Origin of the sequence: Paenibacillus sp. BC26, from assembly GCF_900116125.1 — a bacterium.
Classification (GTDB): domain Bacteria; phylum Bacillota; class Bacilli; order Paenibacillales; family Paenibacillaceae; genus Paenibacillus_Z; species Paenibacillus_Z lignilyticus.
Genome location: NZ_FPAD01000001.1, coordinates 1220715 through 1235557, shown reverse-complemented (window position 1 = coordinate 1235557; position 14843 = coordinate 1220715). Strand labels below are relative to the sequence as shown.

The 14843-nt window shown below is 52.7% G+C and carries 11 protein-coding genes; 2 read left to right on the top strand and 9 right to left on the bottom strand.

The annotated features are described in order from the left end of the window. The first annotated feature begins 5 nt into the window (after positions 1–5). Positions 6–335, top strand: a complete 330-nt coding sequence (locus tag BM412_RS05125; RefSeq protein ID WP_091214782.1) for an ArsR/SmtB family transcription factor — start codon at positions 6–8, stop codon at positions 333–335. 542 nt (positions 336–877) lie between these two features. Here the strand turns inward: BM412_RS05125 and murC are convergent. From murC to hemL, 6 genes are all read right to left on the bottom strand, one after another. Further along, the gene (murC, locus tag BM412_RS05120) at positions 878–2272 is read right to left on the bottom strand and encodes a UDP-N-acetylmuramate--L-alanine ligase (protein WP_091214779.1); all 1395 of its coding nucleotides are present in this window, start codon (positions 2270–2272) and stop codon (positions 878–880) included. Between the two features lie 7 nt (positions 2273–2279). After that, positions 2280–3668, bottom strand: coding sequence for a bifunctional folylpolyglutamate synthase/dihydrofolate synthase (locus BM412_RS05115; protein ID WP_091214778.1), 1389 nt, complete (start codon positions 3666–3668; stop codon positions 2280–2282). A 29-nt stretch (positions 3669–3697) separates the two neighbouring features. Continuing rightward, the gene (locus BM412_RS05110; RefSeq protein WP_091214775.1) at positions 3698–6358 is read right to left on the bottom strand and encodes a valine--tRNA ligase; all 2661 of its coding nucleotides are present in this window, start codon (positions 6356–6358) and stop codon (positions 3698–3700) included. A gap of 519 nt (positions 6359–6877) precedes the next feature. Next, on the bottom strand, positions 6878–8092 hold the full coding sequence (locus BM412_RS05105; protein WP_143111568.1) for a LysM peptidoglycan-binding domain-containing protein: 1215 nt from the start codon (positions 8090–8092) through the stop codon (positions 6878–6880). Positions 8093–8180: 88 nt separating this feature from the next. Next, a complete protein-coding gene (locus tag BM412_RS05100) occupies positions 8181–9161 on the bottom strand; it encodes an RluA family pseudouridine synthase (protein ID WP_091214770.1) in 981 nt (326 codons plus the stop codon). A 28-nt stretch (positions 9162–9189) separates the two neighbouring features. Beyond that, positions 9190–10491 (bottom strand): glutamate-1-semialdehyde 2,1-aminomutase, encoded by a 1302-nt coding sequence (hemL, locus tag BM412_RS05095; protein WP_091214768.1) that lies wholly within the window; start codon positions 10489–10491, stop codon positions 9190–9192. Positions 10492–10593: 102 nt separating this feature from the next. Here hemL and BM412_RS05090 point away from each other — a divergent pair, with 102 nt between their 5' ends. After that, positions 10594–11256, top strand: a complete 663-nt coding sequence (locus tag BM412_RS05090) for a Crp/Fnr family transcriptional regulator (RefSeq protein WP_091214766.1) — start codon at positions 10594–10596, stop codon at positions 11254–11256. 35 nt (positions 11257–11291) lie between these two features. Here BM412_RS05090 and hemB read toward each other — a convergent pair whose 3' ends face one another. Genes hemB through hemC form a run of 3 tightly spaced genes read right to left on the bottom strand, consistent with a single transcriptional unit; the run spans position 11292 to position 14842 of the window. Beyond that, positions 11292–12290, bottom strand: coding sequence for a porphobilinogen synthase (hemB, locus tag BM412_RS05085; RefSeq protein ID WP_091214764.1), 999 nt, complete (start codon positions 12288–12290; stop codon positions 11292–11294). Positions 12291–12308: 18 nt separating this feature from the next. Continuing rightward, complete coding sequence (gene cobA / locus BM412_RS05080; protein WP_091214762.1) at positions 12309–13877, bottom strand: uroporphyrinogen-III C-methyltransferase; 1569 nt, start codon at positions 13875–13877, stop codon at positions 12309–12311. Then, complete coding sequence (gene hemC / locus BM412_RS05075; protein WP_091214759.1) at positions 13874–14842, bottom strand: hydroxymethylbilane synthase; 969 nt, start codon at positions 14840–14842, stop codon at positions 13874–13876. The genes cobA and hemC overlap by 4 nt, the downstream gene beginning before the upstream one ends. Position 14843: the final 1 nt, after the last annotated feature.

Sequence of the window (14843 nt, the reverse complement as noted above, 5' to 3'; positions counted from 1 at the left end):
AGTTTATGAATGCCACAATGAGCGCTCTTGCCGAGCCTAATCGGTTACGTATCGTCGAGCTCTTGCGGGACGGCCCGCTTACGGTTGGTGAAATTGCGGAACGGCTTAGCCTTCATCAGCCGCAAGTGTCTAAACATTTGCGCGTCCTTCTGGATGCCGGTCTCGTCGAGGTTCACCCCGTCGCCAACAAGCGTATCTATAAGCTCGGGACGCAACCTCTCCGGGAGCTCGACGATTGGTTAAGCACCTTCCGCCGGACATGGGAAGAGAGATTTGATCAATTAGACGAATATTTAAAGAAGCTGCAAGCGAAAGATGAGAATGCTGAAGAGTAGGAGGGGCGGTCGTCGATTAACCATAAATAGATATCTGCAGAGGCTGTCTCTAAAGTGCACTAATCGGCTTTTGGGGCGGCTTTATTTTGTTCCTTACGAGATCGTCTCACGGCAGTAACAGCCCGCATCCGCTCCGCAAATCAGCACTTTCGTCAAAAGCCCCCTCTGCTTAGCGGCATTCCAGCTCTAACGGTTGTGCCAGTGGTTATTTGGCATAAATTTATCCTTGTTATTTTCTAACGGTTGCTAGCGAGCTTATTTAACGTGTTTCACTGGGAACTGACCATTATGCTTCAAATAACGTCTGACACAACCGTTAAAACTTCAAAAAAGCTTATTTGCATGAAATAGCCGTGCTGACAACCGTTACAGTTTTGTTCATGATGCATAGACAAAGAAATCACTGCCTGAGATAGTCACGACATCGCCTTCGTTTGAGAGTGGGTAGATAAAACTCTAAAAACCAAAGAGAACCCCCACTCTCAAATGGAGAGTGGGGGTTCTACAATACCGGCATTCACGCCGATACCTACATCATGCTGCTACGCTCTGGCCCGCAGCGTCTTCGCAAGCGAATCCGCTACCTTCCAAATATCGCCTGCACCCATCGTAATTACGAGATCGCCCGGCTGCACTTGATCGGTCAGAACGGCCAGTACCTCATCCTTCGTAGGATAGTAGGTTGTGTTGGCATTACTGTTCTTAATGATAAGCTCCACGAGTTTCTTCGAGTTTACCCCTTCGATCTGCTGTTCGCCTGCCGGAGAATAAATATCCGTGATGAGCACCTCATCCGCTTCCGTGAAAGCACGGCTGAACTGATCCAGCAGGAAGAAGGTTCTCGTGTAACGCTGCGGTTGAAAAACCGCGATAATCCGTTTGCCCGTCGACTTGGCTGCGCTGATTGTAGCCTCGATCTCCGTCGGATGATGCGCGTAGTCGTCAATGACCAGAATATCATTTACTTCCCCGAGCACCTGGAATCTGCGCTTGGCTCCGCGGAAATCGACGATCGCTGCCGCGATGGCCTCGAACGAAACACCAGCTTCCAGACAAGTGATAACGGTAGCCATCGCATTGTACACGTTATGACGCCCCGGAACAGACAGCTCGATTCGACCGAGCAGCTGCCCATGGCGCGTCATATCGAAGGACGCTTTGCGATCGCCAAGCGAGATGTTCTGCGCACGGTAGATCGCCTCATGGTCGATACCGTAGGTCAGCACGCCTTCACTGCCGAGCGGGCCTGCAATCAGCTCAGGGAGCATCGCTTGCATGTTCGTGTCGTCCGAGCACACAATCGCGCTGCCGCCATCCTTCACTTGGCTTAGAAACTGCACGTAAGCCGCTTTCAATTTATTGAAATCACCGTCATAGTTTTCGAGATGATCCGGTTCAATGTTCGTTACGATTGCGATTGTGGGATGGTACTGCAAGAATGACCCGTCGCTCTCATCTGCTTCCGCTACGACATATTCGCCTTTGCCTGCCTTTGCATTCGTGCCGACGTTGACGATTTCGCCGCCGATGATATACGTGGGGTCGAGTTTGCAGTTTTCCATGACCAGCGCGATCATAGAGGAAGTCGTCGTTTTACCGTGCGCTCCCGCAACTGCGACGCCTTTGCCGTTATTCATCAATCTTGCAAGCATTTGAGCGCGGTGCAAAATAGGAATGTTCAGCTCTTCTGCCGCTCTGCGTTCCACATTGTCCCGAGACAGCGCCGTCGAATAAACGACCAGATCCGCTCCTTTGACATGCTCCGGCTCATGACCGATGTAAATGCGTGCGCCTTTAGCCGCAAGCTTCTCCGTAAGTTCTTGCCGAGCAACATCAGAGCCGGTCACTTTAAAGCCCATCTCCAGCATAACGCGCGCGATTGCGCTCATGCCGTAACCGCCAATTCCGATGAAATGTACGTGTTCTGCCGTATTCAAAGACGGTTCACCAACCTTTTTCAGAATCCTTATTATAGAGCAATTGGGAGCGGACGTCGGCAATCAAATAGAGCGTTCCGGTTACGACTGCCAAATCATCCGCATTCGAGAGCGACTGCAGCCGCTCCAGTGCAAGCTTCCAATTCGGTTCGATGATGAGCTCGAAAGAACGGCCGATTGTCTCCTCCCGAATTTCCTGAACAAGCGCTGCCAGCTCTTGCGCCGGCAATGCTTTGCGAAAATCCGGCTCGGTCACGACAAGCGTATCCACTAGAGGTAGTATATGCCGCAATGTGTCACGATGATTCTTGTTCGCGAGCATCCCCATCATGAGATGAAGTTTGTCGTACTTGTACGTGCCGCTCAGCGATGCCGCCAGCATTTGCGCGCCTTCCGGATTATGTGCGCCGTCGATCAGAAGACGCGGCGAAGTTGCGATCATTTCAAGACGACCGGGCCAAGCAGCCGCACGAAGCCCTTCTCTTAAATCCTCGTCTTCGAGAATAAGCGCATAGTATTGCCTCATAACTTCAAGCGTCATGACCGCCACAGCGGCATTCGACTGCTGATGTACACCGTTAAGAGTAATCGTGAGCGGCTCTATCGAACGGAACAGGCCTTCGAAACGGAAGGTTTGTTCATTCTCCTCCACATGCAGCGGCTGAATATGAAAATTCCCTCCGAGCATATAAAGCGAGCTATTCTTAGTTTGTGCCGTCTCTGTAATGATCGCGGCCGCTTCCGGCTGACTGACGGCACTGACGACCGGAACACCGGCTTTAATAATGCCGGCTTTCTCTCTTGTCACCGCCTCAATCGTATCGCCGAGAATATCCATATGGTCATGGCCGACATTCGTAATGACCGAAACGAGCGGAGTCACGATGTTCGTCACGTCCAAACGACCGCCAAGTCCGGTCTCCCACACGACAAAGTCCGGGTAGGCAACTGTGCCGTAATACAAAATAGCAAGCGCAGTCGATACCTCGAACATCGAAGGAGAACCGAGTTCCGTCGCCGCGATCTCTTCTACCAACGGTTTCAACCTGTTGGCGAGCAGCAGCAGCGTTTCTTCCGGAATATCCGCTCCATTGTATTGGAAGCGGTTTGTGAATTTCGTGATATAAGGGGACGTAAACGTCCCCACATCATACCCGCAGCGAAGCAGGACACTTGTTAGATAGGCACATACTGACCCTTTGCCGTTCGTACCGGCGACATGAATAAATTTAAGCCGGCGCTCCGGATGACCCGTAAGCTCCATCAGCTTCTCAATTCGTTCCATGCCCGGACGGATGCCGAAGGCGACGAGTCCTTCGATCCAATCTCTTGCTTCTTCATAACTGGTAAGCGACGCCGCCGCATCCGACTCCGTAGTTAGCTGTTGTTCTGTCATGATTCTCTTCCTTCTTCCCGCGGTCAGGATTAACCTTTAAGCTCGGCAATCCGCGCTTTCACCATATCACGTTTTTCCGCATAATCAGCCATCTTGGCGCGCTCTTCCTCAATTACCTTCGCAGGAGCTTTCGCAACGAAGCCTTCATTGCCAAGCTTCTTCTCTACCCGCTCCACTTCGCTCGTCAGGTGAGCAATTTCTTTCTCAAGACGAGCAATCTCTTGCTCGATATCAATTAAGCCTGCCAGCGGCAAATACATTTGGGCTCCGGTTACAATCGCCGTCATCGCTTTATCCGGCGCAGCCAGATCCAAGCTGATGGTAAGCTTCGACGTACCGCAGAAACGGATAATGAATTCTTCGTTGCGTGCCAGAATGGCTGCTTCGCTCTCGCTGGACGGTTTGATTTGAAGCTCGACCTTCTTGCTCATAGGGACATTAACCTCGGCACGGATATTCCGAACCGCGCGAATCATATCCATTAGAAGCTCCATCTCGGCAACTGCCTCAGGTGCTTCAAGCGCTTTGTCATAGACCGGCCACTCTGCGAGTGTAATGGTCTCGCCTTCATGCGGCAAGTGTTGCCATATTTCTTCGCTGATAAACGGCATGAACGGGTGAATCAGGCGCTGCGTGCGATCAAGCACGTAGGCCAGCACCGATTGCGTCGCGCGTTTGGCATGCGCATCTTGCCCATTCAGGTTGAGCTTCGCGAACTCGATGTACCAGTCGCAGAGATCATCCCAAATGAAGTTATACAGAACGCGGCCGGTTTCGCCGAAATCATAGCTGTCAATCAAACGGGTAACGTCAGCAACCGCAGCATTCAGGCGGTGCAGAATCCAGCGGTCGGCCGTGCCGAGCTTCACGTTAATATCAATATCCGCAGCCGTTACGCCTTCTAGGTTCATCAGCGCAAAACGGGATGCATTCCAGATCTTGTTCGCGAAGTTACGCGCTTGCTCTACACGTTCCCAGCGGAAACGCAAATCCTGTCCAGGCGTGCTGCTGGTCGAAATCATATAACGCATCGCATCCGCGCCGTATTTCTCAATCACATCAAGCGGATCAACGCCATTGCCGAGCGACTTCGACATCTTCTTGCCGTTCTCGTCGCGAACGAGACCGTGCATCAATACGTCTTTGAACGGAATTTCGTCCGTAAATTCAAGGGCGGTGAAGATCATACGAGCAACCCAGAAATAGATAATGTCATAGCCGGTTACCAGTACGTCTGTCGGGTAGAAACGTTTCAGATCATTGGTTTGCTCCGGCCAGCCCAGTGTCGAGAACGGCCACAGCGCTGAGCTGAACCAAGTGTCGAGCACGTCTTCATCTTGACGAAGCGATTCGTTTCCGCAAGCGGAGCATGCGCTTTGATCTTCACGGGCAACATGCATAGCGCCGCAAGAATCGCAGTACCAAGCCGGGATGCGGTGTCCCCACCACAGCTGACGGGAAATACACCAATCGCGTACGTTCTCGATCCATTGCAGGTAGATTTTCTCGAAACGATCCGGAACGAAGTTTACGCCTTTACCGGATTGCTGCGCATTAATTGCAGCTTCCGCGAGCGGCTTCATATCAACGAACCATTGTGTCGACAAGTACGGCTCAACCACGGCGCCGCTGCGCTCGCTGTGACCGACTTGATGAACGTGATCTTCGATTTTGATGCAAACGCCGCTCTCTTGCATATCAGCTACGATTTTCTTGCGGCAATCCGCACGATCCATGCCGTTGTATGGACCTGCTTCGGCATTCATCGTACCGCTCTCATCCATCACGACGATTTGCGGCAGGTCGTGACGCAGGCCGACTTCAAAGTCATTCGGGTCGTGAGCCGGTGTAATCTTAACCGCGCCGGAACCGAACTCTTTCTCTACATACTCATCTGCGATGATTGGAATTTCTCTGCCGATAAACGGCAGTACGAGCATTTCGCCGATTAGGTGCTTATAGCGCTCATCCTCCGGATGTACCGCAACCGCCGTATCGCCAAGCATCGTTTCAGGACGCGTCGTAGCTACCGTAATGAACCCGGAACCGTTCTTCAGCGGGTATTGCAGGTGGTACAGGTGACCGTTAACCTCTTTATGTTCAACCTCGATATCCGATAACGCCGTGCGGGCGGCCGGATCCCAGTTAATGATTTTCTTGCCGCGGTAAATAAGGCCCTTCTCATAGAGGCGAACGAATACTTCACGTACCGCCTGCGACAAACCTTCGTCCAGCGTGAAACGCTCGCGCGAATAATCGAGCGAGAAGCCCATTTTGGCCCATTGCTCGCGAATGGTTTCGTTGTACAGCGCCTTCCAATCCCATACCTTCTCCAGAAACCTCTCACGGCCAAGGTCATAACGGGACTGGCCTTCCTCGCGCAGCTTCTGCTCTACCTTTGTTTGCGTAGCGATACCTGCATGGTCACTGCCCGGCAGCCACAGTGCGTCATAACCCTGCATCCGCTTCGTACGAATCAGAATATCCTGCAGCGTAAAATCGAGCGCATGCCCGATATGCAGCATGCCGGTTACGTTTGGCGGCGGAATCACGATTGTATACGGCTCTGCCGAAGGGCGTTTGCCCGCTTCGAAAAACTTGCCTTCCATCCAATATGGATACCATTTCGCTTCTGCCGTCTTCGGATCGTACGTTGTCGGCATTTCAGTCGTTGCTTGTTTTTGTGTCATCAGCTTATCCTACCTCCACTGTATTTCTAATCCATTTAAGATTTCAAATACGCATAATTAACGAAAAAAAATAAACCTCTCGCCCTTAATTCAAAGGACGAAAGGTTTAGCTTCCGCGGTACCACCTTTGTTCCGAACCGTGCATGACGCAATCGGCTCGACAACTTTAAACAGATAACGGCTGCAGCCGGCCGGTACTTACGAAGAAAGACGCTTCGTTCATCCAGCAACTCCGGGGCGACAAATCGCAGTTCATATCCTACAGAACCTCTCAGCGCAGCGGTTCTGCTCTCTGAAGGCATTCCTGCCAATCTTCCCCATCAACGTTCATTATAATAAAGTATTACCCTATTTTTTCTATCATACACGTTATTATTTGCATACGTCAATCCCAGCAGGATAGCGGCCTAATTCAAGCTTTCCACAACTGGCAAAAAGCCCCTTCAGGGACCGGTTGAGGTCATTCCCAAAAGGGCTGGTCATTAAGTATAGCGAGCCATCGAAATTATGCATGCCGGACTATGGAATATAGAGCACCTGTCCTTCACTGACGCTTTGATCTGAGAGTCGGTTGTATAGCGCGATCTCGCGGGCCTGCAGCTGGTAGCGCCCGGCTATGACGTCTAGCGTCTCTTCGCGCTGCACGATGCAGATGCGCAGCTTCCGGAACGATTGTTCATCGCCTGCTCTGCCGTAGAACAGGTTCTTCCACTCAATCTCGTCGCCGCTCGATTTGCGGGCTTCCGCGGCTTTCGCTTCCGCGACCTGTTCGGCGGCGGCTCTGGCTTCCTGCTCCCTGCGGCTCGATTGCAGCAGCGCTCTGAACCCGACGCCGCCGGCAGATTGCTGATCGGCTTCATCCTCGGCTTGCTTGCTCGCGAGCGCGACGCGCATCTGCTTGCGGGCGGATTCTGCCTCCGAAGCGGAAACATCGCCGTACTGCTGCACATCTGCAGTCACCGCGGCGGCCTGTGCTTGAGGGCGAACCAGCGGTTGTTCCCGCTCAGCAGCAGCCGGAACGATGACCGCCTCCTGCTGTTCGGATGCACTCGCATTGACCGCGATCTGGCTCGGTTCATAAACAGTCGGTTCTGCGATTGGAACTTGAAACAAGGCAGCCTGCGATTCACGATTCAGTGCTTCCTGTCTCTCCTGTTCCCTCGCCCAAGCCGACGCTCGTGCCGCGATCGCCTCATTCTCGGCTGCCTCGCGCAAAGCGGCTTCTTCTACCGCTTGCCGTTCATATTCCGCCGCTAACCGCCGCTGCTCGTAATCATATTGAGTGAGCTGCGGCGCTTCATCGGCCTCCCTGGAATGAACGACTGTTATGGGTTCTTCGCGCTGCCAAGATTCTGCGGGCTCTGATTGCTCGATCTCGATACCTAATAAGGATAGAACCCCCGTAATGTTGAGCGTTCGGGTGGAAAGCAAATCCACGTCAAAGTTATCGATCTCAACGGAAATGTCATCCAATCGATGAATACGATTCAAAGGCAGCGTAATTTCGACAGGAATCCAATGCTCCAGAGATTGTTCGGCTAAAGGCTCATCCTGTGCGCGATAAACGCCTGTAAGGAGCAAATGGCCTTTTAATAAAACCTGCTCGTCTTGCTGAACAATCCCGATTCGCGGCACAAGCTCGATCTCATCAAGCTCGTCGATCGCCGCTACCTCTTCGGGTAAATGTACACGTTCATAAATGTCAAATCGCAAACCACTAGACGGACTGGGCACGCTTGTCGTCCTCCTTTCCCCTTGTCAAGAAGCTTGGTTACAGCTTTCTTCCCTATTTATCTATATGGCAAGGGGTGGGTAGGCATGACTACGATTTTCCCAGAGAAGCGTACCGTTCGCGGACCTCCGTAAACCAATCCGGCTCGGATGCGGACAATATCGTCTCCTCATTCGTCCATGGGTGTCGAAATGTAAGCTGCTCGCCTCGGAGAGCCTGATGGCGAAGCTTGCTGTCCGAGCCGCCATAGAGGGCATCCCCGACAAGCGGGTGACCCAAATGGCTCATATGTACGCGAATTTGATGCGTTCGCCCGGTCTCGAGCCAGACTCGGACAAGGGAAGCGCGTTTGTAGACCGCAATCGTTTCATAATGCGTAATCGCGTGATCGCCATGCGGCGAAACTCTTCGACGGCCATTAGAGTGACGGTCTTTGCCAATCGGCTCGTTGATCGTGCCGCGGCTCCGTTTCAATGCCCCTTGCACCAGAGCAACATACTGCCTGCCGATGCCTTTCTCTCGCATCGCCTCGTCCAGCCGCAGCTGCGCCAATTCATTTCGTGCGTAGAGAACCGGTCCGGCCGTATCGTCGTCAAGCCGATGAATATGCTTGGCAGGCAAACCATCTCCGCGAAGCAGCCCTGCACGCGCCGCTTCCTCGTCAAGCGTTCCTCGCTGACCGGGAACAGAAGGATGTACCGGCATACCGGCAGGTTTGTCCATCACAAGGCACCAATCATCGTAGTAAAGAAGGCCGGCTTTCAGCGACGCACCAGAATCGGCATCTCCTTGCGAGAGCGAACGAAAGATAGCATCACTGCTTGCATCCGCAGCAATAAAGGTGCGCAGCAGAATGCTGCTCCCCTCCATCTGAATGCCGCCTACCGAGAACAGCCGGTTCAGCCATTTCTCCGGAAATAAACCAAGGGCCAGCAGCCACTGCCGCACATGATGCGGATGGCTCCCGGCCTCTATTACTGGAACAGCGGCGGAACCGGCGAAGCTGGCCAGCGTTTCCGCCGACAGCTTCAGCCACTCTCCGCTGCGTTCATAGTTCATCGAATGTCCCATTATGGTTCAGCTCCTACAATACGCTTTCTTACAAGCGACGAAACGCCTCGTCATGCGCCGCAATGGTCGCATCAATGGCTGCTTCATCATGAATGCCGGAGACAAACATGCCTTCGAACTGGGAGGGGGCAATGCTGATACCGAGATCTAACATGGCTGCAAAATAAACCTTGAAGCGCTCGAGATCGGAAGTTTTCGCCGTATCGTAGTTGATGACATGCTGCTCTGTAAAGAACGGGCAAACCATCGATCCGACGCGGTTAATCGTGCTCGGAATACCGTGCTTCGCCGCATTGGCTTCGAAACCGCGCTGCAATCGAACCGCCATCCGCTCCATGCGCTCATAGGTTTCCGGTGTCAGCAGGCTAAGCGTTGTATAGCCGGCTGCCATCGCAAGCGGATTGCCCGAGAGCGTGCCTGCTTGATAGATCGGGCCGCTTGGCGCCATCATCTCCATAATTTCGCGCTTACCGCCGTATGCGCCAACCGGCAAACCGCCGCCGATTACTTTGCCGAGGCAAGTGAGATCCGGCGTTACGCCATACAGACCTTGTGCACAGTTCATGTGAACGCGGAAGCCGGTCATCACCTCGTCAAAGATCAACAGGCTGCCGTATTGCTCCGTCACCTCGCGCAGCCCTTGCAGGAAGCCGGGAAGCGGCGGAACAACGCCCATATTGCCGGCAACCGGCTCAACGATGATACAAGCGATTTGTTCGCCGAAGCTTTCGAATGCCAGCTTCACCGAAGCAAGGTCATTGTAAGGCACCGTAATCGTATGGGAAGCTACGCTTTCCGGTACGCCCGGGCTGTCCGGCAGCCCAAGTGTCGCTACGCCTGAACCTGCTTTAATAAGCAAGCTGTCGGCATGGCCGTGATAAGAGCCTTCGAATTTTAAAATTTTGCTGCGTTTCGTATAACCGCGAGCCAGGCGAAGCGCGCTCATGGTCGCTTCCGTGCCGGAATTCACCATACGTACAATCTCTACGGATGGGACGCGTTCGCAGACCAGCTCGGCCATTAGCGTCTCAATCTCAGTTGGGGCGCCGAAGCTGGTGCCTTTCTCCGCTGTTTTCTTAATCGCTTCGATCACTTCCGGATGGGCATGGCCCATAATTAGCGGACCCCAGGACGCCACGTAATCGATATAGCTGTTACCGTCGATATCGTAGACTTTGTAGCCTTCGCCGCGGTCCATATAGATCGGGTTTAAACCGACGGATTTAAATGCACGAACCGGAGAGTTCACGCCGCCCGGAATTACTTTTTTCGCGCGTGCAAAAGCTTCTTTGGAACGTTCGTCCGTTCTTTTCGGATTCTTTTCGCTCATTTCTCGCACCTGCCTGTTAAATTGTGACTTTGGTATGGTAAACTGCTAGGAGATTATCAGGTTGAAACTGTCGTGCAATGGAGAGGGAGAGGCTGATCATACGTGCTTGAATTGCTTAAGAAAGTACAGCTCTTTGAAAATTTAAACGTCGAACAGCTTCAGCGTATAATGTCGATTGCTCGCAAGCAATGGTTCACAGCCGGCACAGTGCTCTTTCAAGAGAAAGACTTCGGCGCAGCCATTTATATTCTGCTTAAAGGCTCCATTAAGATTTATACCCGCAGCACTTCCGGCGACGAGAAAGTATTATCGCTTCTCCAGTCCGGCGAAAGCTTCGGCGAGCTGTCGCTGCTCGACGGCCGTCCGCGCTCAGCATCCGCTCAAACGCTGGAAGACTCGACGCTGCTGGTTATCTCCGGCAACGACTTCCATGGGCTGCTTCGCGAGCAATTCGAGATCACGCGCCACATTATGGCTCAGCTATGCCGCAGACTGCGTGATACCAATCAGCATGTCTACGACCTCACTTTCGTCGATTCACGTACGCGAGTGCTTAAGAATGTCATTCTGCTGGCTAATCGACACGGCTCAAGAACCGGGAACATCATTACGATTAAGATGCCCCTCAACTACGATGAACTCGCTCAGATGGCCGGTGTAGCCAAGCAGGAACTCTCCCAAGTGTTGAGGGACCTCGAAGATCGCCATATATTAACGTTTAGTCTAAATGCATATAAGCTCGACTTGGCCCGCCTGAACGGTTAAACCCGTCCGGGCTTTTTTTTATGGCCGGCCGTTTGTTAGGCTTCGCCTCTCAGCCAGCGGGCTGCATCCAAAGCATGATACGTAATGATCAAGTCGGCCCCTGCGCGCTTCATCCCCGTTAACGTCTCCAGGACAACTGCACGCTCATCGATCCACCCGTTTGCCGCAGCTGCTTTTACCATGGAGTATTCGGCACTCACGTTGTAAGCTGCAACCGGCAGGTCAAAATGCTCTTTCAGCATCCGAATGACATCCATATAAGCAAGCGCAGGCTTCACCATGAGGAAGTCTGCCCCTTCCATAATGTCCGCCTCCGCCTCACGCAGCGCTTCGCGCGCATTTGCCGGGTCCATCTGGTACGTCTTGCGGTCGCCGAATTGCGGCGTGGAATGTGCGGCTTCACGGAACGGGCCGTAGAAAGCCGAAGCATATTTGACCGAGTAGGACATGATCGGCACCATATCGTAGCCTGCCGCATCCAAACCTTCGCGGATCGCTCCGACAAATCCGTCCATCATATTGGATGGCGCGATAATATCTGCGCCGGCTTGCGCTTGCGAAACGGCTGTTTTAACCAGCAGCTCGAGCGATGAATCATTATCGATAAAAGCATTTCCCGTGCGGGCATCATGATGGATCATGCCGCAATGGCCATGGTCCGTAAATTGGCATAAGCATGTATCTGCAACAACCAGAAGCTGCGGCGCCCATTCTTTGATCGCTCTTGTTGCTTGTTGAACGATCCCGTTCGGATCGTACGCCGAAGAACCGACTGCGTCTTTCGAATCCGGCACGCCGAAGAGCAGCACAGCCTTTACGCCTGAATCAACTACTGCCGCTACTTCTTGCTGCAGCAGGTCAAGGGAAAGATGATAAACGCCCGGCATCGAAGAAATTTCTTCCTTCACCCCGGTACCGTGTGTAACAAATAACGGATATATAAAATCGTCTACGGACAAATGCGTCTCGCGCACCAGCGAGCGCAGCGCGCCTGATGAACGAAGTCTGCGGTTTCTCGTAATCGGAAATGCCATAATTAGAAAGCCTCCTTCTTAGTTGCGATGCACGAGCCGTGATTGGGCTATGGCATCAATAAGTCCGTCAATGGTTGCATCCTCCGGCTGTATCGTAACCTTCAGACCGGCTTCTTCAGCCGTCTTCGCCGTAATCGGGCCGATACAAGCGATCTCGATCCCTTGCAGCAGCTCAAGAGGATCATCTACCCCCATGCGGCGCAATACTTCGAATAAATTGGTAACGGTAGAGGAGCTGGCAAACGTAATGACATGAACGCTTCGTTTCTGAAGCAGTTCAAGCGTCTCCTCATCCTGGTTGTCTGCCAGAATCGTTTCGTACACATCGATTTCTACAGGAGTCAGACCCTTCGCCTTCAGCTCTCGCGGAAGAACTTCGCGAGCGAGATCACCTCTTGGCAGAAGCACACGCTGACCTTCGACTAAGTACTCGGACAAGCTATCAAGCAAATCATCAGCTTGGAACCTTACCGGCAGCACATCGACGAACAATCCGCGCTTCTCCAGCGCTTCGGCTGTTTTCGGCCCAACTGCGGCGATACGCGCCTTATGGAACCGTCTGATATCAATACGCAGCTTGTGCAGCCAGTTGAAGAAATAGTCTACACCATTGACGCTCGTAAACATAATCCAGTCGTAGTTCTCTGCTTCATTCAACGCGCTGTTAACCGTATCCACGGATGCTGCATCCGTAGGCTCACGGGTCTCAATTACAGGGAACTCGCATGGCTCCCCGCCAAGCTCTTCAATACGCTCAGCCAAATCGCTGCTTTGCGCTCTGGCTCTAGTAATCAGCACTCGTGTTCCGAACAGCGGCTTTAGTTCATACCACTTCAGTTTCTCGCGCTGTTTGACTACGTCACCGACGACAATGACTGCCGGCGGCTGGAAGTTGGCCGCTTTCACGATCTCCTCGATCGTTTCCAGCGTGCCTGTAATCGTTCGTTGTTCAACCCTTGTCCCCCAGCGAATGAGAGCTACAGGCGTCTGAGCAGGCTTACCATGCTTGATAAGCTGCTCTGCTATATAGCCGATCTTAGCAACACCCATTAAGAAAACAAGCGTACCCGTAGCAAGGGTAACCTTATCCCAGTGAATGGATTGATCAAGCTTGTCCGGACTCTCATGCCCGGTAATAATCGATAACGATGATGCCAAATCTCGATGTGTCACAGGGATTCCCGCATAAGCAGGTACTGCAATGGCAGAGGTGATGCCCGGTACGATTTCGAACTCGATGTCATTATGGTACAGCAATTCAGCCTCTTCGCCGACACGGCCGAAGATCGTCGGATCGCCGCCTTTCAGACGGGTCACGATCTTGCCCTCCAGCGCCAAATCCACAAGCAGCTGATTAATGTCCTCTTGCTTCATGGTGTGCCGGTCCGGTAGCTTTCCCACGTACACTTTCTCTGCTCCCGGCTTTAAATACCGGAGCAGTCTTGGACTGGCTAGTCGATCATAAACAACGACATCACATTTGCTGATGCATTCTTGTCCTCGCAGCGTAATCAGCTTTGGATCGCCGGGTCCGGCTCCAACCAAGTAGACTTTCCCTTTGCTCTTCCCCTTCAGCAAAACGTTCATCCCCTTACTTCTGCTAAAATACGATCTGCTCCTCTTGCCTTCAGTGCTTCTGCAGTTTGCAACCCCAATGCAATCGGATCTTGTCCGCGCAACGTTTCTTTGAGTAAAATACCGCCATCCGGCGAACCGACAATACCCGTCAGCTCGAGCAGACAAGTTTCACCATTCTCAGCTGTCTCCACGATCGTAGCATGTGCCCCAATCGGAATCTGACAGCCGCCATTGAGTGCTCCGAGGAAGCTGCGTTCAGCGGATACGGTTAGTGCGGTAAGCGGATCGTTCAGGAGTGACAGCAAGTGACGTACTTGCGCATCCTCTGTTCGGCATTCGATGCCAAGTGCACCTTGACCAACCGCAGGCACGCATAGATCTTCGGGCAGATAGGAAGAAATTTTCGATTCCCAGCTCATGCGATGCAGTCCGGCTGCTGCCAGCACAATGGCATCGAACCCTTCGCTCTCCAGCTTCTTGATTCTGGAATCGATATTGCCCCGAATGGATTCGATCTGCAGATCCGGTCTCGCATTCTTCAGCTGGCTGGAACGACGCAGACTGCTTGTTCCGACCTTAGCCCCTTTAGGCAGGTCGGAGAACGTTAAACCGTCCGCCGTAATAATACAGTCCCTTGGGTCTACCCGCTTAGGAGTCGCGCCATTCATCAAACCGTCAGGAAGCTCGTACGGCATATCCTTCATACTATGTACCGCTAAATCAATCTCTTTATCGAACAGCGCCTGCTCGATCTCTTTCACAAACAGACCTTTCCCGCCGACCTTGGATAACGTTACATCCAGTATACGATCGCCTTTAGTCACGATTTTGCGAATCTCAAACGTATACGGCAGCCCATGCTGCTCGCTTAGTGCTTGAAGCTGATCTATAACTTGACCGGTTTGCGTCAAAGCAAGTGCGCTCTGACGGGTTCCGACTACAATGACTCGGGGTTGTTCGTTTCTGTGGGACATG

Excerpts from the sequence above, each read along its gene's own strand:
- BM412_RS05125 (WP_091214782.1), top strand. The coding sequence starts at position 6 with ATGAATGCCACAATGAGCGCTCTTGCCGAGCCTAATCGGTTACGTATC.
- BM412_RS05115 (WP_091214778.1), bottom strand. The coding sequence starts at position 3,668 with ATGACAGAACAACAGCTAACTACGGAGTCGGATGCGGCGGCGTCGCTT.
- BM412_RS05110 (WP_091214775.1), bottom strand. The coding sequence starts at position 6,358 with ATGACACAAAAACAAGCAACGACTGAAATGCCGACAACGTACGATCCG.
- BM412_RS05100 (WP_091214770.1), bottom strand. The coding sequence starts at position 9,161 with ATGGGACATTCGATGAACTATGAACGCAGCGGAGAGTGGCTGAAGCTG.
- hemL (WP_091214768.1), bottom strand. The coding sequence starts at position 10,491 with ATGAGCGAAAAGAATCCGAAAAGAACGGACGAACGTTCCAAAGAAGCT.
- hemB (WP_091214764.1), bottom strand. The coding sequence starts at position 12,290 with ATGGCATTTCCGATTACGAGAAACCGCAGACTTCGTTCATCAGGCGCG.
- cobA (WP_091214762.1), bottom strand. The coding sequence starts at position 13,877 with ATGAACGTTTTGCTGAAGGGGAAGAGCAAAGGGAAAGTCTACTTGGTT.
- hemC (WP_091214759.1), bottom strand. The coding sequence starts at position 14,842 with ATGTCCCACAGAAACGAACAACCCCGAGTCATTGTAGTCGGAACCCGT.